Source organism: Lysinibacillus sp. GW823-FHT02G10, assembly GCF_058797135.1.
This window is the reverse complement of the sequence record NZ_JBXAJI010000001.1, coordinates 1083021-1106013: the sequence shown is the minus strand read 5'-3', so window position 1 is coordinate 1106013 and position 22993 is coordinate 1083021. Positions and strand designations below refer to the sequence as shown.

At 36.9% G+C, this 22993-nt stretch carries 27 protein-coding genes; 11 read left to right on the top strand and 16 right to left on the bottom strand.

Annotated elements, in window-relative coordinates; all coding sequences use genetic code 11:
• The first annotated feature begins 7 nt into the window (after window positions 1-7).
• Window positions 8-487 carry a DinB family protein gene (locus AC1RFD_RS05835; RefSeq protein WP_054548622.1) on the top strand — a complete coding sequence of 160 codons (480 nt, stop codon included), beginning with the start codon at window positions 8-10 and terminating at the stop codon, window positions 485-487.
• A gap of 23 nt (window positions 488-510) precedes the next feature.
• On the opposite strand, the gene AC1RFD_RS05830 is transcribed toward AC1RFD_RS05835, so the two are convergent.
• From AC1RFD_RS05830 to AC1RFD_RS05820, 3 genes are all read right to left on the bottom strand, one after another.
• Complete coding sequence (locus AC1RFD_RS05830; protein WP_054548623.1) at window positions 511-1449, bottom strand: DUF2268 domain-containing putative Zn-dependent protease; 939 nt, start codon at window positions 1447-1449, stop codon at window positions 511-513.
• 5 nt (window positions 1450-1454) lie between these two features.
• On the bottom strand, window positions 1455-1946 hold the full coding sequence (locus AC1RFD_RS05825) for a GNAT family N-acetyltransferase (RefSeq protein ID WP_288583104.1): 492 nt from the start codon (window positions 1944-1946) through the stop codon (window positions 1455-1457).
• A 99-nt stretch (window positions 1947-2045) separates the two neighbouring features.
• A complete protein-coding gene (locus tag AC1RFD_RS05820) occupies window positions 2046-2210 on the bottom strand; it encodes a hypothetical protein (protein WP_004230164.1) in 165 nt (54 codons plus the stop codon).
• Between the two features lie 223 nt (window positions 2211-2433).
• Here AC1RFD_RS05820 and AC1RFD_RS05815 point away from each other — a divergent pair, with 223 nt between their 5' ends.
• Together AC1RFD_RS05815 and AC1RFD_RS05810 are read left to right on the top strand one after the other, a co-directional pair.
• Entirely contained in the window at window positions 2434-3279 is an 846-nt protein-coding gene (locus AC1RFD_RS05815; protein ID WP_492474606.1) for a copper amine oxidase N-terminal domain-containing protein, read from the top strand.
• A gap of 91 nt (window positions 3280-3370) precedes the next feature.
• Window positions 3371-3544: a hypothetical protein gene (locus AC1RFD_RS05810; RefSeq protein WP_196333020.1), complete on the top strand. Its 174-nt coding sequence runs from the start codon at window positions 3371-3373 to the stop codon at window positions 3542-3544.
• Window positions 3545-3591: 47 nt separating this feature from the next.
• On the opposite strand, the gene AC1RFD_RS05805 is transcribed toward AC1RFD_RS05810, so the two are convergent.
• From AC1RFD_RS05805 to AC1RFD_RS05795, 3 genes are all read right to left on the bottom strand, one after another.
• Entirely contained in the window at window positions 3592-3975 is a 384-nt protein-coding gene (locus AC1RFD_RS05805) for a VOC family protein (RefSeq protein WP_054548625.1), read from the bottom strand.
• Window positions 3976-4026: 51 nt separating this feature from the next.
• Window positions 4027-4305: an ArsR/SmtB family transcription factor gene (locus AC1RFD_RS05800; RefSeq protein ID WP_054548639.1), complete on the bottom strand. Its 279-nt coding sequence runs from the start codon at window positions 4303-4305 to the stop codon at window positions 4027-4029.
• A gap of 150 nt (window positions 4306-4455) precedes the next feature.
• Entirely contained in the window at window positions 4456-4947 is a 492-nt protein-coding gene (locus tag AC1RFD_RS05795) for an Lrp/AsnC family transcriptional regulator (RefSeq protein ID WP_054548626.1), read from the bottom strand.
• A gap of 206 nt (window positions 4948-5153) precedes the next feature.
• Between AC1RFD_RS05795 and AC1RFD_RS05790 the strand changes: the two genes are divergently transcribed.
• The gene (locus AC1RFD_RS05790; RefSeq protein ID WP_411825116.1) at window positions 5154-6029 is read left to right on the top strand and encodes a DMT family transporter; all 876 of its coding nucleotides are present in this window, start codon (window positions 5154-5156) and stop codon (window positions 6027-6029) included.
• Window positions 6030-6788: 759 nt separating this feature from the next.
• The gene (locus tag AC1RFD_RS05785; RefSeq protein ID WP_288583112.1) at window positions 6789-7301 is read left to right on the top strand and encodes a GNAT family N-acetyltransferase; all 513 of its coding nucleotides are present in this window, start codon (window positions 6789-6791) and stop codon (window positions 7299-7301) included.
• Between the two features lie 50 nt (window positions 7302-7351).
• Here the strand turns inward: AC1RFD_RS05785 and AC1RFD_RS05780 are convergent, their stop codons facing one another.
• From AC1RFD_RS05780 to AC1RFD_RS05750, 7 genes are all read right to left on the bottom strand, one after another.
• Complete coding sequence (locus AC1RFD_RS05780; RefSeq protein WP_492474603.1) at window positions 7352-7576, bottom strand: hypothetical protein; 225 nt, start codon at window positions 7574-7576, stop codon at window positions 7352-7354.
• Window positions 7577-7821: 245 nt separating this feature from the next.
• Window positions 7822-8160, bottom strand: a complete 339-nt coding sequence (locus AC1RFD_RS05775) for a hypothetical protein (protein ID WP_048392945.1) — start codon at window positions 8158-8160, stop codon at window positions 7822-7824.
• A 99-nt stretch (window positions 8161-8259) separates the two neighbouring features.
• Window positions 8260-8796 (bottom strand): TlpA family protein disulfide reductase, encoded by a 537-nt coding sequence (locus AC1RFD_RS05770; RefSeq protein WP_048392947.1) that lies wholly within the window; start codon window positions 8794-8796, stop codon window positions 8260-8262.
• A gap of 117 nt (window positions 8797-8913) precedes the next feature.
• Complete coding sequence (locus AC1RFD_RS05765; protein ID WP_492474602.1) at window positions 8914-10107, bottom strand: MFS transporter; 1194 nt, start codon at window positions 10105-10107, stop codon at window positions 8914-8916.
• A gap of 552 nt (window positions 10108-10659) precedes the next feature.
• Window positions 10660-13452 (bottom strand): ATP-binding protein, encoded by a 2793-nt coding sequence (locus AC1RFD_RS05760; RefSeq protein ID WP_492474601.1) that lies wholly within the window; start codon window positions 13450-13452, stop codon window positions 10660-10662.
• A complete protein-coding gene (locus AC1RFD_RS05755; protein WP_048392951.1) occupies window positions 13445-13807 on the bottom strand; it encodes a response regulator transcription factor in 363 nt (120 codons plus the stop codon). The genes AC1RFD_RS05760 and AC1RFD_RS05755 overlap by 8 nt, the downstream gene beginning before the upstream one ends.
• A 23-nt stretch (window positions 13808-13830) precedes the next feature.
• Entirely contained in the window at window positions 13831-15462 is a 1632-nt protein-coding gene (locus AC1RFD_RS05750; RefSeq protein WP_404803971.1) for a diguanylate cyclase, read from the bottom strand.
• Window positions 15463-15705: 243 nt separating this feature from the next.
• On the opposite strand from AC1RFD_RS05750, the gene AC1RFD_RS05745 reads away from it, so the two are divergent.
• Both AC1RFD_RS05745 and AC1RFD_RS05740 read left to right on the top strand, forming a co-directional pair.
• Window positions 15706-16185 (top strand): DUF6530 family protein, encoded by a 480-nt coding sequence (locus tag AC1RFD_RS05745; RefSeq protein WP_016994140.1) that lies wholly within the window; start codon window positions 15706-15708, stop codon window positions 16183-16185.
• Window positions 16186-16202: 17 nt separating this feature from the next.
• Window positions 16203-17582 (top strand): MATE family efflux transporter, encoded by a 1380-nt coding sequence (locus tag AC1RFD_RS05740; RefSeq protein ID WP_492474600.1) that lies wholly within the window; start codon window positions 16203-16205, stop codon window positions 17580-17582.
• Window positions 17583-17853: 271 nt separating this feature from the next.
• On the opposite strand, the gene AC1RFD_RS05735 is transcribed toward AC1RFD_RS05740, so the two are convergent.
• Complete coding sequence (locus tag AC1RFD_RS05735) at window positions 17854-18648, bottom strand: PhzF family phenazine biosynthesis protein (protein WP_326141698.1); 795 nt, start codon at window positions 18646-18648, stop codon at window positions 17854-17856.
• Between the two features lie 156 nt (window positions 18649-18804).
• On the opposite strand from AC1RFD_RS05735, the gene AC1RFD_RS05730 reads away from it, so the two are divergent.
• Window positions 18805-19962, top strand: coding sequence for a Ger(x)C family spore germination protein (locus tag AC1RFD_RS05730; protein ID WP_103118086.1), 1158 nt, complete (start codon window positions 18805-18807; stop codon window positions 19960-19962).
• Between the two features lie 32 nt (window positions 19963-19994).
• Here AC1RFD_RS05730 and AC1RFD_RS05725 read toward each other — a convergent pair whose 3' ends face one another.
• Window positions 19995-20519 (bottom strand): GNAT family N-acetyltransferase, encoded by a 525-nt coding sequence (locus AC1RFD_RS05725; protein ID WP_054548635.1) that lies wholly within the window; start codon window positions 20517-20519, stop codon window positions 19995-19997.
• A gap of 283 nt (window positions 20520-20802) precedes the next feature.
• Here AC1RFD_RS05725 and AC1RFD_RS05720 point away from each other — a divergent pair, with 283 nt between their 5' ends.
• Together AC1RFD_RS05720 and AC1RFD_RS05715 are read left to right on the top strand one after the other, a co-directional pair.
• A complete protein-coding gene (locus tag AC1RFD_RS05720) occupies window positions 20803-21108 on the top strand; it encodes a hypothetical protein (protein WP_048392961.1) in 306 nt (101 codons plus the stop codon).
• A 362-nt stretch (window positions 21109-21470) separates the two neighbouring features.
• On the top strand, window positions 21471-21662 hold the full coding sequence (locus AC1RFD_RS05715) for a hypothetical protein (protein ID WP_492474598.1): 192 nt from the start codon (window positions 21471-21473) through the stop codon (window positions 21660-21662).
• A 12-nt stretch (window positions 21663-21674) separates the two neighbouring features.
• Here the strand turns inward: AC1RFD_RS05715 and AC1RFD_RS05710 are convergent, their stop codons facing one another.
• The gene (locus tag AC1RFD_RS05710) at window positions 21675-21974 is read right to left on the bottom strand and encodes a hypothetical protein (RefSeq protein ID WP_492474597.1); all 300 of its coding nucleotides are present in this window, start codon (window positions 21972-21974) and stop codon (window positions 21675-21677) included.
• Window positions 21975-22294: 320 nt separating this feature from the next.
• On the opposite strand from AC1RFD_RS05710, the gene AC1RFD_RS05705 reads away from it, so the two are divergent.
• Window positions 22295-22972, top strand: coding sequence for a hypothetical protein (locus AC1RFD_RS05705; protein ID WP_233436401.1), 678 nt, complete (start codon window positions 22295-22297; stop codon window positions 22970-22972).
• Window positions 22973-22993: the final 21 nt, after the last annotated feature.

Sequence of the window (22993 nt, the reverse complement as noted above, 5' to 3'; positions counted from 1 at the left end):
GTTACATTTGAATCAACGTCAAGAAAATCTATTTCAGCAGCTAGCCAATTATCGTGGCGAGCTGCTTCACTTACTCGAGCATGTATCAGAAGAAAAAGCGAACATCATCCCAGCTGGATTTCATAATAATATTCGCTGGAATATGGGTCATGTTTATCTCGATCAATATTTATGGATAGAGGCATTAACAAAGGAAAAGGATACAGATTTAGAAGCTCTCAAGAAATGGTTTGGCTTTGGTACATCGCCAAAGCATTTTGACGACGAAACGCCATCCTTCGAGGAATTAAAGAAGTATTTAGCTCAGCAGCCTGAACAATTAAAGGAACAGTATGGCCATCGATTGTCAGAGGAATTCCCTCCTATTGATATGGGTATGCAAACCATTGAACAAGTACTGTTACGCACCATCTTTCATGAAGGTATGCATTTACAAGCGATTTTAACCATTTATCGATGCCTAAACGAAGCAACAGACCGAGTTTGATACTGGGTCTGTTGCTTACTTGTTTATTGGTAGTTTTCAAGATAGTTGCCTTTGTCAAAAATTTCTTTCGGACTTAAGGCGGTCCATTCCTCTATCGATACATTGGGATGCAAATCCAGATAGGATTTTACCATTTTATAGCCTTCACTATACCCATATTGATAGGGTAGATCATTTCCACCTCTAATTATATCTAATGCACGATTCAGATCAGGCTTATCCAAATCTACTGCAACATCTGCCCAGTAGACTTTGTTATAATCTAAATCAACTCGCGTAAAGTTCAAATCAGGATAAACCAATTTTTCAAACATCACAGCCCTTCCTTCAAATATGAGATGATCTAACACTTTATCTTCACCACGTGGGCGGTTTTCAGTTGCAACACTATGATGATATTCATGAGCGATAATGGCCCTGATAGATTCATCGGTATAATATTTATTATAGAGGGCTGTTATTTTACCTGCACCAATCGTTACCATATTGGCGTTAACATCTGTGGCTGGAAACACACATACCGTTGTTTCATTATTAGTTGGAAGAAATTCAGAAGATTTGAATAGACCCTCTTTGAAACTCTTTTCAGTTGCTTCCCTATCAATTTTTTTGCTTAATAATTGATTTTCTTTCAATTGTGTGGGCGTGATATTCAACACCGTCTCAGCCATATTTATATATTCACCATTCTCAAAACATGCACTATAAACTGGATCAACAACCTCTTCTCGATAGATGTCCAATGGCGAACGATCTGGGTCACTGTCTACCTTTTCCGTATAGTTTTGAAAAAGCTCATAAGCATGAATAATTTTAAATGGTTGCTTTGTTTCAGGATGTTCGAATGAAACCGTGATATTTTCTACATCTGGTTTCTCATGAGAAGGCTTTTCTGTTTGCGCACAGGCACTAAGTATGAAGCATAACATCATTAATACGATAAAACCCTTTACACAATTCATCCTTTTCATCCGTCCTTTTCATCAGGAAATAATTTAACCATGCTAACGTTCATCAACGATATGCCCTGTCGCTCGACTTTTTGTGTTTGCATGATTTGGTATCCTTTCCGTTCAAAAAATGGTCTCGCTGTAAGACTAGCATCCGTGTAAATATAGGTAAGAGCAAGTTTTCTTGCGTCTGCTTCTAGTAAATCTACGATGGCTGATGCAATCCCCTGTCCTTGAAAATCCTTATGGACATAAAGTCGATCTAAATAGCCCTCCATTGTCATATCCCCAAAGCCAACAATTTGATGATGCTTCCGTGCGACATAGGTCTTATTATGTCTTAAAGTCTTTTGCCAAGTCGCTACTTTAACTGGCTGTATGGCTAACGGTGCCCAAGCCTCCAATTGGGCCTGTGAATAATCTTTTGCGTTTACACTATGTACGGTTTCGTAAAATAATTGCAGAATTTCTTCTAAATCATCGTCATGATAGTTTGTAAAATGAAGCATCTATACACCCCTTTTCTCGCAATCTATTATACCAATGATAGGATATTTATGTAAAATTATAGCAAGCTTATAGATCCCTATAATCTATAAGCTTTTGTTCTACTGTTTCGGTGTATTGGCTGTCAGCGGATTCGCATTGGCAACTAATTGTACAGGCGTGGTTGTTTGTTGAAAGCTATCCTTTTGCCCTTGATTCGATTTTCCGTAGCCTTTCATCACAGCAAATAATGCCGCACCAACAATGCCCCATGTCAAAAACTTCATTTAAAAAACCTCCTTTCAGCGTTAGTATTCGAGAACAAATACAGATTATACGCTGTCAAAAAGTAGCTATTAGCGATGGTGACTTTGTGTCATTATGCATCTGATAATTAAAAAGGTTATTGAATTTAGAGAAAAAATAGTAATATTTTTATTATATATTGAAGAATATTATGGTAAAATTTCCGGTGGTGGTAAATGTTAAAATATAAGGAGGCTATATACCATGAAAAAATTTTTTACAGGGCTATTTTTAACATCTACATTATTTGTAGCAACACCTGCTGATGCCGCAACGACACAAATCAAAATCGACAATGTTGTGGTAAAATCTGATACAGCACCCGAGCAAAAAAACAATCGAACGATGGTGCCATTACGAGTGATCAGTGAAAATCTTGGTGCGCAAGTTCATTGGCAGGATTCACAAATCACCCTTTCAATGGATCAAACAACTATTAAATTGAATCTTAATAACCGAACAGTCATTAAAAATGGTCAAAAAGAACAATTGGATGTACAACCATACATGAAAAACAATCGCACCTATGTACCAATTCGCTTTATTGCTGAAACATTCGGCAGTCAAGTGCATTATAATGATGGCACAGTAAATATTACGACTGAACCATTGCTAATTGAAGATGAAAAAATCAAGGTACTACGCTATGAATACCATATGACAATGGGTGGTGTCATTCAGGACATCAAGGGCAATGCCTATCACCAAGCACTTTTCAAAATTTTCCAAGAAAAGAAAGGCGACAAAGTAGAGGCTCCGAAAGATTATTATTGGCACCTCAATCTAGAAACTCCTGGATCTTATTACAAGCTTGGTCAATTTGATTTTATGAGCCATGATCAAAACAGTGTTCGACAATATGATATCTATACATTAAATCAACCTTTCCCAGAGGAATTATTACAAGGCTATCCTGAGTATTTACTCCATGATTTCGATGGCGATAACTGGTATATTTTCTCTGAGCAAGCAGTGAAGTCAATACAGCAGCTGATTAATAGTGCATATAATAATGGCTTTAGCAAAATAATTAGTAATACAGTCGCTTAAAAAAATTTTTAATGGCAGCTATACACAACATATTCTGTAAAAAGATGTGCAAAATATTCATATCAACGATTGATTGATGGAGGTTTGCCTCATGCAGAAATTCCTATCATTAAGTATAGCGCTACTATTCCTTTTATCTGCTTGTTCGTCGGAAGAAGCTCCGCCCAGCGAGGAAGCAGAAGCCAAAGAACAGACCGTAAATGCGCAGCCAAAAGAAAAACTAAACGTTTTGAACGATGATAAAGTTTGGGTAATGGCTGAGTAATGAGAAAAGCGTGTTTTGATATTTTTTATCAAACACGCTTTTCTTCACTATTTTTGTATAATCTGAATAAGGTTGCCACATGTATCATTAAAAACTGCTATTGTGACTTCTCCCGCTTTTGTCGGCTTAAGTGTAAATTCAACGCCTTTCTCCAGTAAACGGCTATACTCCTTTTCTAAATCAGCAACTCCAAACATTGTTGCTGGAATGCCTTCAGCGAAAATCCTCCTTTGATAGTCCTTTGCTGCAGGATGCTCATCTGGCTCAAGTAATAGCTCAGTGCCCTCTAAATCATCAGGCGACACAAGCGTTAGCCATCTATGTTTTCCTACTGGGACATCCTCCTTTTTTACAAACCCTAGCTTTTCCGTATAAAATGCCAGTGCCTTTTCCTGATCTTGTACAAAGATACTGTTGACAATAATATTCAATTGCTTTTCCTCCTTTTAAGTCGTTTAAGAAGCATCCTTCACACGTAAACTTTACTCTACCCATCCTTTCAGTAAATCTTTAAGTGGTTCCTTATTGAAAAGAATGACTCGATATTTTCCCTTCCGCTGTGATAGGACGAGTCCAGCACTCTCCAAGACAGACAGATGCTTAGCAATCCCCTGCCTCGAAATTGAAAGTTCATGTTTCATTAGAAGACGCACCGTCAATTCATACAACGTCATCTCATCACACTCAGCCAGTTCATCTAATATAAGTCTCCGAGTCGAGTCCCCTAGTGCTTTAAAAACAGCGTCTTTATCCCAATTCATAGCTTGATTATAGGCAACTCTATGGTTGCATGTCAACTATAAGCAACTTGTGGGTTGTATGATTTTTGTACGTGTGGTCTCCTTATTTGAACAGGGTGAATCTTTAGGAGCGGGGCTCTAGAGTAAAAAAAACAGCAAGCCTGAGTTAGCTTACTCAGGCTTGCTGTTTTCTTCGATCGGTAACACTGTAGAATATTTAATTTCTCGTAAGGATAAATTCGTTTGAATTCTAGAAACGCCAAGCTTATTTAATTTTCGAATAAATTGATTTAAGTCTTGGCGGTCTCGAATTACGACCTTTAACAAATAATCATAGGCACCTGTTAAGCAATGACATTCCAAAATTTCGGTCATTGTTTTCAAGCTGTTTTCTAACTCCTCTATTTCCTTCTCCTGATGAATATTTGTGCTCATAAATATATAGCACAATAAATCAAACCCTAGTTTCTCCTGATTTAAAATTGCGACTTGTTGATCAATATAGCCTTCATTTTCTAGACGTTTCACCCTTGTATGGGTTGCTGGTGGGGACAGATTCACACGTCTAGCTAATTCCGCATTGCTAATGTGAACCTCTCGCTGCAAAATCGCTAATATTTGCAGATCGACATTATCTAATCCTTTATTTTTTATATCCTCCATTGTTTTCTCCTCTTTTGATTATTTTTAGACAAGGAAGTTTTTAATGCGATTTCAAAATATTATTTTGATATTCATTAAATAACTTTCGATTATTTTGATTTTATTCAATTCTACAAAATATTATACTGATAAATCACTAATAGTGCTATGATTCTTATTATACATAAAAGCAAAAGGAGTGTACCTATACTGTGGTTAAATTTTATATGGGCTTAATGCTTGTCACGAGCTTACTATGGGGAGGCAATTTTGTTGTGGCTAAGACGCTAGTGGCTCATGCCTCTCCAATGACCTTAACGTTGGTCAGATGGCTGATCGCAGTGATCGTCCTGCTACCGTTAGTTTGGTGGAAAGAGAAGAGATTGGTTCCTGCTAAAGCCGCTCTTGTGCCATTATTACTGATGGGCATTACAGGTGTTGCCTTATTTAATATATTTCAATTTTTAGCGTTGGAACGAACAACATCCACGAATGCTGGTCTTATTTCTACAATGAATACCATGTCCATCGCCCTTTTTTCCTTCGCCTTTCTGAAAGAAAAAATAAATGGCTTGCAACTTCTGGCGATGGTACTCTCTTTAATTGGTGTTTTTCTTGTCCTTTCGAAAGGAGATTGGCAGCTGTTATGGCACTTCCAATTGAATACAGGAGATTTATGGATGGTGGCAGCCGTTTGCGTATGGGGACTTTATTCTGTATGTAGTAAGTGGGCTATGCAAACAACCTCTCCGTTAATGGCGACATTGTATGCAGGTTTGTTTGGGGTACTCATCCTAGTCCCATTCACAATTACGGATTTTACCTTCTCCGAAATCGACTCCTCTTTCATCCTTTCGCTTCTTTATACAGGGGTCATCTCTACAGTAGTTTGTATGGTATTTTGGAATATTGGCGTTCAACAATTAGGTGCCACAACCTCTGGTATTTTTCTAAACTTTAATCCTATTTTCACAGCATTGCTCGCCTTTTTATTTATCGGTGAACAGCTAAGCTGGCTGCAAGGCATTGGGGGAATCATCGTGATTTTGGGATGTTACTTATTCACACATTTTAAAACGAAGACGCCTCAGGCTGTGCTCTAAATTTCTATTTTTCAAACTTGCAAATAATAAAAGATGCATTCCCCCTCTTAAAACTCATCGAGAGGCAATGCATCTAATGATGTAGATGTTTTTTTGCTACTACCACAAATGAATCCGCCGTTCCTTCGTGAAGCTTGCTTGTCATACGTAGACCTTGGCTTAATGGTGTTGCAATCTGATGGATAAAAGTTCTTTAGGCTGTAGTAGTTTTGCCAATTGCTCTTCATCCATTTCAACGCATTATCCGCTACGGTGATTTCGAGATGGGTATCAAAATTGATAATACGAATATGTATCGTTCCCCCGTCAGAAAGCTTTAACATTCCATGCTTTAATGCATTTTCAATTAATGGCTGGTTAGTCAGTGATGGGATGAGGACAGTTGTCTCCGACTTTAGTTGCCATACAACCTGAATACGCTTGCCAAAACGCTCCTACTGTATATAGAGGTAGACTTGAACCAACCTAAGTTCATTTTCTAGTAGAACAAGTGCTTCCACATTTTGAAAATTACTGGACTCTCTTAAAAAATCTCAATGCCTCTATTAATTTACTTGTCCGCTCACTATTTAATTCACTAAACCCGACAGGAAGTGGGTCTTTTTAATGACGGTCCTTTTTTAGTGGATGGCTGAAAAAGCAAACCAGTATTCATGTCTATCCGCACATCTACAAAATCTGAACAATCCATAAACTGGGTGAGATTAACCCTAGATTACAGGTATAATGAAAGAAAAACCAAAATTGATTGGAGATGCCATGAAAATTCGATTAGAAACATTAACACAGGGTGATTTTGAAAACTTATATGCATTTGAGGTTAAAAATAGGGCCTATTTTGAAAAAACAGTCCCAAGTCGAGGGGATGACTATTACGAATTACCAAATTTCATAAGAAAAAATGACATGCTTTTAGAGGAACAAGCTCAACAGCTATCCTATTTCTATCTAATAAAAAATGAACTTGAAGAAATTATAGGAAGAATCAATGTAATCGATATTGATAAGGAGCAACGATTAGGCCATATCGGTTATAGAGTAGGAAAAGATTTTAGTGGGAAAGGGGTTGCCCATACAGCCTTACAATTAGTATTAGACCTTATGCGCCAGCAAGGCATGCTCATCATTGAGGCACAAACAACAACGAACAATATAGCCTCTCAAAAAGTATTAGAAAAAAACGGTTTTAAACAATTGGATAGAAGCGGAGAATCATTTGAAATGAATGGTCAAAACTTCACTTTTACTTATTACCGGTGGATTAATTCCTAGGATGATCTGACAAACCGTATTGTCAGATCATCCAATTTAAAAGAATGTGCCTAATCTAATGAGACCTCTTTAATCGCTGTTTTCAATTCCTCTAAACTCTTAATCATTTGCAGTAAAGAATGATATTCAGCTGCATTCAAGTGATCACCATGCACTGTTATGTATCTTTTTATGCTACTTTCCATTGTTTGAATCTCTAGCATAGCATCATACTGAACGTCAGGTTCTTGGTGTCTACTCTTTTCTCTATTTTGTTGGTTTGGATTTTGGGGCACTGCGGTTTGATAGCTCCTTTAACATCTTGTATACCTCCATAGATATACATATTTTGCATGACAAATTACTAATAACGAAGGGTAATTATAGTATAATAGTTACCTTTTTATTCCTTTATAATTGTAAAAATACAATTATCGAAGCCTATTTTATAATATAGCACTCTACAAATTCTATACAACGCAAAAAAATCAAAATGAGCACCTAGCCATCTTGATTTTTTGCAGGTGGAAGCCAATAACTTTCACACCTTTTGTGGTGGAATAATGCCTGTTACAAGTAAAATAAAGAATACCAATCCAATAAGGAAAAATATCAGTGACGCTATAAATACGGGCCCAAGTTTAACCTTGAACCGTTCTCGCTCATGAATGATCCCTGTTTGTGCACTCACTTGGGATGTATAAAGCCTTGACATCGCTCCACCGCTACTCGAAAAGTAAAACGTTCCTAAGGTAAAGGCAATGCCGGTGAAAAACATCACTTCGATAAATCGCACAGAGAATATTGTGGCAACCCAGTACGTCAACGATATTTCTACAATCCATGCAATGATGATAATAATCATGTGTTTCCGTGGCATTAAAGGAGCCCCTTCCTTTTTTCTTTAGCTACTTCTACGCATCTTTTTAGAAAAAGTTTCATTTTTCTAAATATATTGTCTATAAGACTTATTTTGTTCTTAGAGATCATCAATCAATTGTATTAATTGTTGTTGAGTGAGTTCGCCTTTCACGCTGTGCTGTAATTTTCCTTCTTTATCAAAGATAAAGGTACTAGGATAATTCACCACTTCAAACGTTTTCTGTAGTACTCCCTCTTCGTCTAGGAAGATAGGAAATGATAAAGCATAAGTATCCTTAAATGCTGCCGCCTTCTTATAGCTATCATAGGCTGTGGCATTGATGGCTAGCAGCTCGACATCCTTTGATTTTTGTTGATAGAATGCCTCTAGTTCAGGTGCTTCCTGTTGACAAGGCCCACACCAGGACGCCCAAAAATTCACTACTACTATTTTGCCCTTATATGCTTCAAACGTTGTGGAGGATTGATCTAGCTTTGTTAAAGCAGTTTCATAATTAATTTGTTTGGTGCCATCCTCCAAAACAGTCATAGATGGTGTAAGAGATGCTTGGAAAAAAACATTTTTTAATGCCACACCAATAAAGATTGCTATGATAAGTGCAGAGATAATGAAACTTATTTTTTTACGATTCATACTTACTCTCCTTTTAAAATATACAAATATTTGTATATTTTACCATACTATCAACAAACAGGATATGAACTTTTTATAAAAAATAGCCCCTACTCTAAAAGTAAGGGCTACTCTTTCTTACGTGAATGATGTTTTATTTTTATAGGCAATCACACTTACGAGAAGTAGCATACTAGCTGAAAGGAAAAAAACAACTCGTATCCCATACCATTCTGACAAACTGCCCATCATTAAAGATGAAAGGCCGAATACCCCTGTCACAATGACATTCAACGATGTATACACCGTTGGTAATTTCTCCTTTGAGACACTTGTTTGAATGATGGTTTGCTGTGGAATGTTTTTTAATTGCCCACATAAGCCAATCAGCAAAGAACAGAGTAAAGCCATCAATGGTGTGATACTAACCGCAAAGAATAATGTAAAAATAGCGGACAACAGCGCACCTCCACTTATGAACATAGCTTTCTTACGCTCAATAAATTTGGTCCATCTTAAACAAATCATACTCCCTATAATCATGCCAATAAAAAAAATGCCGTTGAGATAACCCCACCATTGAGAAGAAGCCTGCAATGCTTCTTCTACAAAAACAAGTAAAATCGCTGCGACCCACACTGCACCTGCCATCGATTCCAGTAAATCCATACGTGCAGCTACCTTTAGTACAGGTGTTTGATGGATGGATTGCCACCCTTGCATAAATAACATCCATTTCTTTTTTTCTGGACGTTCCATACGTGCCACATCTGGTAAAAGCTTTAAAAGCAATGTTGCCATGAAAAAAAGGACGACAACGCCCCATATAAGCTGTGAGGTTGTAAAGAGAAGCAGCAAGGAACTGCCAACAAACCAAGAACCCACCTGAATGGATTGGATAACCGTTTCTGCAATACTATTTGCTCGCAATAAATCCTTTTCTTTCACATAATGAGGCAGCAAGGATTGACGGATAGGATTGGCACAACCATCCAAAAACGCAACCATCGCAATCAATAAAAACACAAAGCCAATCATCGGCTGGTCGCCTACCCATTGTACATACAAGGCAAGGCCCAAAATGACAGCGGTTTTAAAGCCTTGAGAAATAGTTAGCAATTGATTCAACGACACTTTTGTCGTAATAAGAGGTGTTAGCAGACTGGAAATCAACATAAAAGTAGTTATAATAAACGGTACGAAGGAAGTAGCAATCGCCGAGTTGGTGAAACGATAAATTATACTAATCACGCTTACTATATAGAGAATATCACCAATATCCGCTAAAGATTGACCTGTCAATAAAAGTGAAAAAGATCGGTTTTTAAACACGTTTTATCCCCCAAAATTAAGATTTTATTTTTTCTTGGGAGATTTTTAAATTGGACGAACCTGCATGTCTGAACTCCTTTTTACGCCTAGTTGAAAAAACGATGGGGGATTTCATTTTTTTCAAATTTCTATGCGTGATTTTGATTAAATTTCATGAAAATTCTAAAGTATTTATCTTATTTTAGCATTACTTCCACTTTGTTGCCAGCACGCAAAAAGACCAGGTGTTCTCAAAAAATTTGAGCCCTGATCTTTTTGTGAAAAGTGAAACCTACTAGTTTGCTTTAGTGTTTTGTATTCTACTAGTATAGTAGTCGTGCCAGCTTGGCAAAGGTTACACATTTTTGAAGAAAAATTCACGAAACTTATTTTTCTAGTTTTAAGTTGTTCGCCTTCAAAAATGAATTGATAGAGATTCGGTTAATGCCTAGTTGAATGGGGCAACTTTCGACATACGCTTTGGCTTCACCTATTATAGTTTTTATGAATTTAAGCTACTGCTCACATTTTCCTTACAATATAATGCTACGGACAATGAATCAAGCTATCCTATTATTTCACAAACAGTTTTGATATTTCTTCAGGTGGATATGGTTTGGTTAAGTATTTTTTAATTTGAAATTGGTCCACCATTTCTTTTACCTCATCTAATGCTGAGGATATAATAATCGGTATCTCTTTTGTATGCTCTCTTTCCCTTAGTGCACGGACTAAATCCCAGCCGCTCATTTCTTCGCCCAGCATTATGTCAATCACAATACCAAGTAAAGGCGTATTGAGTGTATCTTCAAAAGCTTTTTTTGGGTCATGATGATGAATCACGGTAAAGCCCTTGCTTTTTAGCTCTTCAGACAACAATAGAGCTAAGCTTAAGTCATCCTCAACAAGCATAATGTTTAAGCCGTTGCTATCCTCCATTACATCCTCTTCATCGAAGGTGATAGTGTTATTTGCGAGTGGTAAAGTAAAGTACACAGTAGTACCTTGTCCCTCTTCTGACTCTATCCATATTTCTCCCTCATGCTTTAAGATGATTTCTCTACAAATGGAAAGACCCAGTCCAGTTCCTCCTATTTTACGTCTTAAACTATTATCGATTCGTTTGAATTTTTGGAACAACTGAGCAATATCCTGTTTAGATATGCCAATCCCCTCATCTTTTATACTCACTTGGATGCTATTATTTTTGTTTTCTAACAAAATCTCCACATCCCCACCTTGTGGAGAAAATTTAATCGCATTTCCTATTAAATTAATAAATAATTGGACGAGTCTATCTTGATCTGCATTGACATAGACCTCTCTTGCTTTATCAATTAGATGGACATTATGCTTTTGCTCATGTCGGAAGCGATTGACAATTTCAAAGGCTATTTCATTTAATTGTAGTGTCTCCATGTTATATTGCTGCTTGCCTGACTCCATTCGCTGTAAATCTAAGAAGTCATTTATAAGATTGGTTAGTCGTACCGCTTCTCTATGAATTGTATCGATATATTTATTTTGTCGTTCGGGTTTTATATTTTTCGTTAACAGAAGCTCTGTAAAGCCAAGTACGCTCGATAAAGGCGTTCGCAGTTCATGACTTACCGTACTCACTAATTCGGATTTCATTTGATCTACTTCATATTCTCTTGTAATATCACGATGCACAAAAATTGTGCCTACTTTTTCCTGTCCATCAAAAAGACAAGTTGCATACACCTCGACAAAGATTTCATGTTCAGCCGTCATACAATAGCGGCATTTTCGTGTCTCCTCAAAGCTCTCCATAATAGATGCCTCTAAAAATTCAATTAATTCATCAGGTTGGGCACTACATTTTTGAAAATGCTGTAGCCAATCCTTTTTAGGGATACTTGTTTCTGTTGTCAAGTTAAGGAGGTTGACAATACCACACAGCGCTCTATTGATAAGAACGGTATCGCCTGTAGCAGAAACTAATTGGATTCCTTCGTTGACATTATCAATAATCGTTTGATTTAACGTCCTCGATTTTTCTACCTCTTCATACATAAGAATACGTTCAAATGCGATGGACACACGATTTAATAGTCCGTTTAAACTATCTATATCCCGATCATTATGGGGATGCCCCTCTCGTGTCGCCATTAAAATAGCGACTAGCTCTCGTTTAGAATTAAACACGGAAGAATACAAGTCATAGGCATAATAAGACTCTTGTGCAATTCCTTTTTCATTTGCTGTCAATTGACGTGTAATAACAAAGGATTTTTCCTGCTTTAATCGTGCTTGTTTATCTATGTCAAAATTTTCCACTAGGGCTGCAGCAGATTGGTGTGATAAACCTTTTGTCGCATAAACATTGCCCTCCATCCAATACAGCACACTCGTATCATATTGATAAATGTCGTTTAAATAATTATGGAGATTATCGATTAGTTTCTGTTTATTTAACGTAAAGGTTAGTACATGATTTAATTGATTATACTTTTCTAAATAATTTAATGAATTTTGTAATTGTAGCTGATTTTCTTGAAGCTCGTCCTGCTGCGCTAAAAGCTCCTCATTTTGAGTGGTCAGTACCTCTTCCTTATCCTGAATGGAGAGTATCATTTTAAGAAATGAGTTCGCTAGAATGCCTAACTCATCCTCCTTTTGTACAAGATTACCTAAATCAATGGATTTCCCTGACGCCAAAGCGTTTGTCGCAAGTGTTAATTGTTCAATTGGTCGAATCATATTATTCAGCACTCTTCGTAAAATGACCCCAACAAATAGTAAAATGAGACCGCTAATCATGAGCGAAATAAAAGTAAATAATTGCCCCTGCTCCACTGTCTTGCTAAAAATTTGGTTTAAGGAGTGGTCTGTTTTTTTCTTATAGGATTTTGTATAGGCAATAAATTTATTGACAAGGTCATTTGCGCCACTATTCGAAAGCTCTCGCAAAGCCTCATAATCCCCCATCTTCGCAAAGCTTAACCCTTTTGGGAGAGTAACTGTTTTATAATTATAATGAAAGTCAACTAGCTCATTATAGAGCCCTCGTTCTTCTTCCGTTAAATCCAGTTGCGAAAACTGCTGTAATAGAACTTCGAACTTCTCCAAATTTTCATACAATAGCTTTAATTCCTGCTCATTTTGAAAGGCATAGTAGCCCCTTGCTCGAAAAAATATGCCATTAAAATTTTCTTCCAATTCATCCACAAGCATTGATTTTTCATACATTTGCTCTCTCTTCTGCTGTAGGGCATTTTGACTTGCATTGACTACGACAAGAAAGGCAGCAATGATGATTAAAAAGCTAACAACTAGAAAAAGCAGCATTTTAAAGAATTGGCTGCGTATACTTTTATTCAGCAAGGGTGTCGACTTAATCATTTAAGATGTCCTCCACCAGGTTCATTAGCTTAATGGGACTAAACGGTTTGGACATAAAGTAATCTGCCCCTAAATCAAATACCTTTTGACGATCACTTTCCTGTGATTTTGCTGTCAGCATGAGAATAGGCATTGACATTTTAATCTCTTGTGGGAGAAGCTCGATCACCTCAATTCCTGTTAAATTCGGCATCATATAGTCGAGTATCATTAAATCATAGGAGCTTTCCATCATTTTTTTTAGGGCTTCTTCGCCATCCTCTGCCTCATCAATATCAAATTCTAAATCTTCTAATGTTTCACGTATTAACATGCGTAATATTTCTTCATCATCTACTACTAAAATTCTAGCCATCCTGTCTTTTTCTCCCTTTCCCATTAAAGAAACATTTGATGAATTAAACGAACAATACGTTCCGATACTTCAGCCACATTAAACGGCTTCACAATATAATCATCCGCCCCATTAATGAAAGCCTTCATGACGTATTCTTCCCCCACACGTGAAGTTAGCATGGAGACGATTACATTACTTGAAGCATGCTGCTCTCTTATCTTACTCAGCACCTCGATGCCGTCCATTTGCGGCAATATCCAATCTAATAAGATAATGTATTTGCATGCAGGGTCATACCAATTGGATTCCAGAAAACTAATGCCATCAGGAAATGATAATGTTTCAATCCTATAATCGTCATTTTCCTCCAAATGCTTAAAATGATTGGTAATCAGATCACGAATAATATACACATCATCAATGACAACGATCTTAATTTTCACCTTTCTTTTCTCCACAGCAGCTACGTTATCAAAGATGATCGTTTGATTTCTCCCTAATTGCTTGGCCGTATAAAGTGCTTGATCTGCCTCTTCTAGCATCTTTTTAGGATGTAAATTGGTAGAAGTGGCTTCCGCAATTCCACTCGAAAATGTAACATGGAAGCTAGTTCCATTTGCTGTAAATGTCTTTTTCTCCATGGAGGTACGAAGTTTTTCAATAAAAATAAATGCCTCTTTTTTAGTTGTACGAGGCATTAAAATTACAAATTCTTCTCCACCATAGCGACAAGCAATTTCTTCAGCTCCTTTTAGCTCCTTCACCAATGAAGCGAAACCCTTAAGCACCTCATCCCCCACTAGGTGACCATATGTATCATTTACTTTTTTAAAATAATCTAAATCGATCATCGCAATTGAAAAATGTTCTTTGTTTTGCTGATGGTGTTTAATGAAAAGCTTCATTTGCGATTCCATAAATTTACGATTATAAATTTGGGTTAATTCGTCAATGACGATAGCCTGTTCTAATTCTCTTTTATAGGCTAAGCGATTGGAAACATAAGCGATTAATAGCTCTTCATCAATGGGCTTTGCCATAAAATCCATAGCACCCATTTCCAATGTGCGAATACGATTTTCTTTACAATCATTACTACTAATCACTGTCACAAACATGAGCTCTTTTTTCGTCTTTTTAATATTGTCTAAAATAGAAAAGCCATTAGAATCTGGAAGCATGATATCTAGAAATACGATGGATGGTTGCAATTCATAAATTAACGCTAATCCTCGTTTACCATTATGAGCTGCAATGACAGAGTAGCCCTTTTTCTCTAAAACATTTTTTAAATAGGAAATAAATACAACATCATCATCTATTATCAGAATAAAATCTTGTTTTGCTGGATTTTTAATGATGGTTGTAGGATGTTCCATATGTTGTGTCATTGAATCATTTTCTTTATAAAAATGAACGCTTTCAATAAATGGAGCAAGAAACTTTTTCCATTCTGATTGGGTCCATTGCTTGTTACTATCTTCATTCAAAAGCTCTAGCTTTTCACGAGCAATCGACGTTAATTCATGTAAACCGATTGATCCAGCGGTGCCTTTTAACGTATGTAAAAATGAATAGAGCTCGTCTTCTCTAACAAAGTCACTATTATCCCATTTTTGTAAATTTTCACATATACGTGTATAAACCATTCGGTGATATTTAGCTGTTTCCATCCTATTTCTCTCCAATCAATCATACTTCTATAAATTATAACTTACTATTTTGTAAAAACCACGGCAGATTTTGAACGTTTATTGTAATGAATCCCTTACTCTAAGCCCATCTTTAGCTGGTCTTAAAAGAAAGGGTTCAAACTTTGCTCTTTTGGATTGACTTATAGAAACGTTTAATGTTAAATTTACTAAAGCAGTAATTTACTAAATTACTAAATTCGAAATGATAAGGAGTACGGATACATGAAAATTCCAACACATTTAAAACATAAACCTGTCATCGTGGCAGAAAATTATGCCAATATTGATGGGCGCACGGCTTATCAAACAGATGCACAAGGGCTTTCCCTTGGTCTGGCACAATGGAATGATCGAGGAAAGGTTGATATTTCTGCGAAGGTTTGGCGGCATACAGGTGGCAAGTGGTCTCGCCAATCAGAAGAACTTCCCCTACACCGCGTACTTGATCTCGCTATTTTAGTGTGTGAAACGGAACTTTATTTTAAGGAGGCTTATCGTCATGAGCATTTATATGATGAAGAAAACCCTGTAATTAATCGTGTAGGCTTACAGGGAGATGCCATGACAGTGGAAGTTTGCACAGAAAATGAACAGATTAAAGAGGATATTCAGCTTTTTCAGCAAGCACTTAATAATGATGGTGAGCTAATTGGTGAACGCCTACGCACACTTTCAAGAATCTTAAAAGAAATGGGTTATTAAAACTCAAGAGGAACTTAATGATGAACGAACAAATGTTACAGGATGATCAACAGCTACGCAAAGCTTTTTTTAATTTCTTAATTCCCGTGATGCTAGCGAATGTGCTGCAATCTGTTGGCCAAGTTTTTGCTATGTTTATCGTCGGACGCAATTTAGGGGTCGATGCCCTAGCAGCCATTTCGGCATTTTTTCCATTTTTCTTCTTTTTAATGGCCTTTGCAATTGGCATTGGTTCAGGAAGCTCTATTTTAGTCGGGCAAACATTTGGGGCTGGTAATCATGCCAAAATGAAAGAGGTTGTTGGTGTAACACTCGCCTTTACAACTATTTTATCCATCGCTGTCGCGATTTTTGGTGGCTTTTTCATCGAATGGATTTTACGTTTTATGCAGACACCTGCGAATATTTTAGACATGAGTATTAGTTATGCCCAAATACTTTTCTTCACGTTACCAATTATGTTTTGGTATTTGGTGTATACAACCTTTATGCGAGGAGTCGGCGATTCCAAAACACCTTTTCTATTCTTAGTAATTAGTGTTGTGTTAAATATCGCCTTCCTCCCCCCTTTAGTATTCGGATGGTTGGGGTTGCCTGCGTTCGGCTTAAATGGGGCTGCCTATGCTTCTGTGTTATCAAACCTGGTGACAATGATTCTGTTGTTAGCCTATTTGCATAAGACAAAGCATTTACTACGTTTTGATAAAACAATCTTACAGCATTTTAAATTAAAGAAAGATATTTTATCGTCCTTATTAAAGCTAGCCATTCCATCCAGTATTAGCATGGTTGCCATTTCAGTAGCCGAAATTGCCGTTATTGGCTTTGTGAATGGCTATGGTTCGGATGCTACTGCCGCTTATGGCGTTGTCAATCAGGTAGCTAGCTATGCACAAGTCCCAGCAATGAGTATTGCCATTGCAACATCTGTCTTTGTAGCACAGGCGTTAGGGGCTAATTCTACAGAGATGATTAAAAAAATCCGTCAAATGGGTGTGCGCATTAATTATCTTCTAGGTGGCGCGATCATACTCATTATGTATCTGTTTGCAGAGCCTATTTTGGCTTTCTTTATCGATTCACATGAGACTGTGCTTATTGCCAAGAATTATTTATATATCGCCTTTTGGAGCTATTTAATTTTCGGACACACACAAACTGTTTCTGCTACAATGCGTGCCACTGGTGTCGTATTATGGCCAACTATCTTCTTAGTCATTACGATTTGGGTTGTACAGGTACCATTAGCGTTCCTATTATCTCACCATACGTCACTAGAACTAAATGGCGTTTGGTTAGCCTATCCAATCACCTTCTGCGTCCACTTCATTATGCAATATGCATACTTCAAGCTAGGCTGGCAAAAACGAACATTAAAAGCTATGCTGAGCGAATAAAATGGAAGAGGGCATGCCATATGGTGCCCTCTTTTTATTATGGCAACAAAATAACCAGGCACTCAAAATTGAGCCCTGGTCATTTTGTGAAAAGTGAATGTTACTACTTGCTTTAGTTCTTTTGTATTCTACTAATAGAGTAGTCGTTTAACATTGAAAAAGGTTACAACCAATTTCAATTTTTTTCTCACTTTTTAGCAGTTACCAAAATAAGGCGAACTATAGAAAACGAACTGTATACTTTGAATACAAATCTCCTTCTAAACCGTATCTAGATGTTTAATTTTCCTTGCAATGCTGTAACTGCTGCGCCTGCAATCAATACCTTGTTGTGATGAGGGGCCACATAGATTACACCTCCACGTTTAGAAAGCTGCTTGCTGACAAGTTGTTGTTTAGATAATTTCTCACACCAATAAGGGCCTAGTGCGCCATGACTTGATCCATTTACCTGATCCTCATCAATGCCTTGTGCTGGAGAAAAAAAGCGAGATACGATATCGATGTCTTCTTCCTTCGATTGACTAGTTAGACATATACCTCGAACAGGAAACTGCTTCATCGCAGAAAAGTCAGGTTCAAACTGTACAATTAGGTCTTCATTGCCTACTTCCACGATATAATCCAATTCGGTCCTCCCTACAAAGATGGGCTTACATCCTAACCAGTCCTCCAATGCTGAAGGACATTCCATTTCAGCAATTGGATACGTTTTGATGGCGATTTCCACTCGTTCATGTTGCCACTTGGCATGTAAAGGACCACTTGCTGTATGAAATGTAATTGTGTGCTCCTTTGGCACAATTCCTTGTTGCCAAAGGACAAAGGCACTAGCAAGGGTGCCGTGACCACAAATGGGTATTTGCCTATTTGGCGTAAACCATTTCAGCGTAAATTCAACCTGTCTTTTTTCAATAAAGGCTGTTGTCGGGACAGGTATCTCCTGTGCAATTTTTTGCATGGTCTCCTCAGAAACTTCTTCATCTAATAGACATATTGCTGCAGGATTCCCTTTATATAGCTCATTCGTAAATGTATTAATTAGCCAATATGAAATACTAGTCACCGTTCTCCCCTCCTTGCCTCATCATACCTGAAAATTGTTTCATTGGATATAATTTTCCAAATACTATTTCCTCAGCTAGCACTTTATAAAAAAGCCATCTTTTGTCTAAGCTAACACTATAAAATACAACTGAAGAGCAATTCGAGTGGAGAAACCATGAAAACTTATTTCAAATTTTTATTGATCATCGGATTGACGACATTACTCGCAGGATGCTGGGATATTACGGAGCCGCAAAGAATGTACTATATAAATGCAGTAGGTGTAGACTACGAAAACGACGAGTATATTGTCTATTTACAAGTGATTAATTTCGCTGATGTCGCGAAATCTATACAACCTAGCGCAACGGTGGCGCCTGCTGAAGTAGGACGTGCCACTGGTAAAACAATAGAAGAGGCAATTTACAAATTATATCGCTCCTCGGATCAAGAAATTTTTTGGGGGCATATGCGATATATGATTTTTTCAGAGCAGGCTATGGAAAATGAACACATTATTCCTGTCATCGATACATTCATACGCTTTCGTGATACTAGGTATCAAATCTGGGTGTATTGTACAAAAAACCCAGTTGAAGATATATTGCTTGTCACACCAATCTTAAGAAATTCGTTATCCTCATCAAAATTAAGTAACCCAATCAACCCAACAGAACAAGAAACATTTATCGAACCAAAAGACTTAAGAGATGTTGTCATTGGCTTAAATGAGCCAAGTTATGAAGTAACAATTCCTTATGTGTCCATTAAAGACGATTGGGAAACAGATGAGGAGCAAGTTGAGGAAACCTATTTTTCAGGGGTTGGTGTCCTATCGAAAGATGGCTTTAAGGGGTTCGTGCAAGACACTGCGGCTCGCGGAAGTCAATGGATGCATAACTATACAAATCGCGGGGAGATTACCTTTCAATTAAACACAAGTGACCAGGAAGAACTAACGGTCAGTATTGAGAAAATACATGTCGATGTGGAACCACTTGTCAAACAAGAGGCTGTTACATTTGAAGTCAAATTGAGAATCAATGCGACCATCAATGGTTTTAAAGGAAAAGTAACCGAACAGGAGCTGAAAGAGCTTATTGTAAAAGAAGTGAAAAAGGAAATTCAGGAAACCTATAAAGAAGGTCTAAAATTAGATGTGGATATCTATCGATTGTCAGAATATCTCTACCGCGATAACGTCAAGGCTTGGAAAAAGCTTGAGAAAGATGGAAAAATCCCATTATCAGAGGATTCAATTAGTAAAATTGATGTGGATGTAGCCAAAATCAATCCAGGTCGAAAAACTTTTACAGAAACAATAAAAAAATGACCAGATGTCCTCATAGGAATCTGGTCTCCCGATTATTTTATAAGTGAGTATATATAAGTATCGTGGGGTACATTATGTTGATGCATATATTTTTTTAATAATCCTTCTTGTTCGAAGCCTATTTTTTGCAATAGTAGATTGGAAGCTTCATTTTCTTTAAATACAATGGCTCCAATACGTACTAAATCCATTTCTTCAAAACCATAGGAAATAGCTCGTTTAACAGCTTCCTGAGCATAGCCATTTCCCCAATATTCAGGAAAAAGGGCATAGCTGATTTCCGCTCTTCGATGTTCTATTGACCACTCTTGAAAGCCGATTGTACCAATAATTCCTTCTTGATCCTTTAATGCAATGCCCCATTTAATACCACGTTTTTCGGCAAAATTGTTGGCAAAATTTTGAATGATTTGCTGCACTTGAACTAAGCTCGTTAAAGGTTGTTGTCCATAATGGCGCAAAACTTCAGGATTCGAAAAGCACGCAAGAAGAGCTTGTCCATCAGAACTCGTCAATTCCCTTAACACTAATCGTTCAGTATGTAAAATTGGAAACATCATATACCTCTTTTATTGTAGATTTATTAATCAAATTTTACATTTGTCAACTAGCTATTGCAATCACTATTTCCATTTGATGCCACTTTGTTAAAAGGACAAGGCTAGTTGCCCTGTCCTTTTTGTGCGTGTTAGTTTGCTTGTGCATCCCGACAGAGTAAGTCTACCAGAGCTATCTATACATTCTCTCTACAAATCCTCCATGATTTCTCAATACACTACTGCATAAAATTTTCCTTTATGTCCACAATAAGTTCAAAATAGTCAATGAGAGGTGAACAGAATGGAACACTTTCCACTCATACATACAAATTTTTGGGATGCCGTCGTTGCAGTCCCTGTAGTTATGATGATTACCCAACTCATTAAGAAAATGTGTCATATAAAGCCTTTTTGGGTTCCAACCATTGCACTAGTTGTCGGCTTATTCATTTCTATTTTCATCAGCCACCGACATAATCTTCTTGCAGGACTATTCATGGGCTGGTTTTATGGCTATGCAGCAATTGGAAGTTATGCCTCCTTAAAAACTTCTTATCTTACCTATAAGCAAAAGAAGAGAAGAAAACAGAAGTATACTGCTCCTTAATGGTGACTATTACACCTACATGTACAAAAGCTTATACTAAATTTCAACAAAAATACTTTATAAATTTCATACTTGTTACATTACCTTTTGACAATTAGATATACTAAATATGACGGCAGCAATCACTCTTGAACTAGCAAAAGAACAAAAGCTGAAACACCGAATGAACAAATAATCTAACCGTTAAAACAATTGCTAGAAAATTATGCTACTTACACTGTCTCTATTCATGATAATTCAGCCGACAGCATTTTCTATTCTTTTTACCCAAAGATAAAAAATTTATTTACAAATATCAACGACATTCAATTTCTAATAATTGGCTCATAAATGTACACGCTAGAAAACGGAGGAAAATCAACGTGTCTAAACTCATTACGTTTACCTTTAATACGAAATATACCGATCAAATTCAGGAAACATTTTCGTTTGAACAATTAGGGATTAATGAGCAATTACCTAGCGATGAAATAAAAAAACAAATTGATCATCTATTTAAAAATTGGGTATGTGATCGTCTCAACCTATCCTATAGCAGTTGTAGAAGAGAATGAATGACCGTTGTATCACCTTTTACTTTTGAATTTCTTTACTTGTTCTCGCAAGGTGGTAATGAACACTCGGATTTGTTCCATCGTCACAATAATACATAATGCAGGCCCACATTCTCTTGCACCATGATGATTCTTCTCATAAGCATCTAGTACAAACACTAATTTATAACGTTGCTCTGCTTCCTCCCTCTCCTCTTCAGGAATTTGAAAGATACCGTATCCAGGAAAAAAATATTCACCATAATGAGGGATATGATAGATGCATAGGCCAGGATCATGCGGCTCCAGCATACTTAAATAAGCAGGCTCCAATTGTGTTATGTCTTCTAATAATTGAAGGAAATCTCTTTTTATTCAATAAATCTCAGTATTTATCGCTGAGAAAGCTGGCCCAAAGCGAAATTCAATACGAAACTTTACACTTTCCTCGTTCACCATTAAAATATCTAGCTCTACCTCACAACTCGGATGACTCGAATCATCTTTTAAAATTGCCACTATACCGCCCCTTACACTTGCTTAATCGTTGTTCTCTCTACAATATACTAGGAAATTATCATTTTACCAAAAAAACGAAATTATACATATTTATGTATGGTATAATAGATTTTATTCATTTTTGGGAGGTAAAGGTGTTGAAAAGATATTTGGTGACAAGCATTGTAGTAGGAGCCATCTTCCTAACAGGCTGTGAAAAGGATGACAAAGCAGCCTCACCACTATCTACATCAGTAGATAAACAAATAATAGCAATGGAATCTGTCATGGCACCTGTTCCATTAGTTTTAACGCTACCACAGAAAGAATACTACTATAAAGAATATTCGGCTATTGTCAATAAACTAAATGAAGAGTATGGTACAGGCTTTAAGTTAGATCCCATTACAACATTTTCAGCAAATTATTGGCTTGAATTAAAAGATTTTGAAGACATGTTAAAAGGCAGAATAGACACTTCTTATGTCGTGGTCGATAATAAGGAAGTTTTTTCTCCAGTTAAAGTACCAAAATTCGTTGAATTACATATGGGGGCACATCGAACAATCATTCGTGTTGATGGTTCATTTGACACCCAACTAAGCATGGACATTCCTGGTGGAAGACAGTTATTTTCGGTTATGCATTCCTTGTCTTCTAAAATTGAACAGGGTAAAGGCTACTGGACGCAAACGGGGTATGATCCTTCCATTAAAGATCATGGCAGTGCTTACAATATTGCAATCGGTGGTTACTATTCATATAATGGTGTATCCTCACCTCATATTATTGAGATCGAGTATTATTGTAATATACATGGTGGCATTACTTAATAACTAGCAATAGGCTTGCCT

Excerpts from the sequence above, each read along its gene's own strand:
- AC1RFD_RS05830 (WP_054548623.1), bottom strand. The coding sequence starts at position 1,449 with ATGAATTGTGTAAAGGGTTTTATCGTATTAATGATGTTATGCTTCATA.
- AC1RFD_RS05825 (WP_288583104.1), bottom strand. The coding sequence starts at position 1,946 with ATGCTTCATTTTACAAACTATCATGACGATGATTTAGAAGAAATTCTG.
- AC1RFD_RS05820 (WP_004230164.1), bottom strand. The coding sequence starts at position 2,210 with ATGAAGTTTTTGACATGGGGCATTGTTGGTGCGGCATTATTTGCTGTG.
- AC1RFD_RS05815 (WP_492474606.1), top strand. The coding sequence starts at position 2,434 with ATGAAAAAATTTTTTACAGGGCTATTTTTAACATCTACATTATTTGTA.
- AC1RFD_RS05810 (WP_196333020.1), top strand. The coding sequence starts at position 3,371 with ATGCAGAAATTCCTATCATTAAGTATAGCGCTACTATTCCTTTTATCT.
- AC1RFD_RS05800 (WP_054548639.1), bottom strand. The coding sequence starts at position 4,305 with ATGAATTGGGATAAAGACGCTGTTTTTAAAGCACTAGGGGACTCGACT.
- AC1RFD_RS05795 (WP_054548626.1), bottom strand. The coding sequence starts at position 4,947 with ATGGAGGATATAAAAAATAAAGGATTAGATAATGTCGATCTGCAAATA.
- AC1RFD_RS05790 (WP_411825116.1), top strand. The coding sequence starts at position 5,154 with ATGGGCTTAATGCTTGTCACGAGCTTACTATGGGGAGGCAATTTTGTT.
- AC1RFD_RS05785 (WP_288583112.1), top strand. The coding sequence starts at position 6,789 with ATGAAAATTCGATTAGAAACATTAACACAGGGTGATTTTGAAAACTTA.
- AC1RFD_RS05775 (WP_048392945.1), bottom strand. The coding sequence starts at position 8,160 with ATGCCACGGAAACACATGATTATTATCATCATTGCATGGATTGTAGAA.
- AC1RFD_RS05770 (WP_048392947.1), bottom strand. The coding sequence starts at position 8,796 with ATGAATCGTAAAAAAATAAGTTTCATTATCTCTGCACTTATCATAGCA.
- AC1RFD_RS05760 (WP_492474601.1), bottom strand. The coding sequence starts at position 13,452 with ATGATTAAGTCGACACCCTTGCTGAATAAAAGTATACGCAGCCAATTC.
- AC1RFD_RS05755 (WP_048392951.1), bottom strand. The coding sequence starts at position 13,807 with ATGGCTAGAATTTTAGTAGTAGATGATGAAGAAATATTACGCATGTTA.
- AC1RFD_RS05750 (WP_404803971.1), bottom strand. The coding sequence starts at position 15,462 with ATGGAAACAGCTAAATATCACCGAATGGTTTATACACGTATATGTGAA.
- AC1RFD_RS05745 (WP_016994140.1), top strand. The coding sequence starts at position 15,706 with ATGAAAATTCCAACACATTTAAAACATAAACCTGTCATCGTGGCAGAA.
- AC1RFD_RS05740 (WP_492474600.1), top strand. The coding sequence starts at position 16,203 with ATGATGAACGAACAAATGTTACAGGATGATCAACAGCTACGCAAAGCT.
- AC1RFD_RS05730 (WP_103118086.1), top strand. The coding sequence starts at position 18,805 with ATGAAAACTTATTTCAAATTTTTATTGATCATCGGATTGACGACATTA.
- AC1RFD_RS05725 (WP_054548635.1), bottom strand. The coding sequence starts at position 20,519 with ATGTTTCCAATTTTACATACTGAACGATTAGTGTTAAGGGAATTGACG.
- AC1RFD_RS05720 (WP_048392961.1), top strand. The coding sequence starts at position 20,803 with ATGGAACACTTTCCACTCATACATACAAATTTTTGGGATGCCGTCGTT.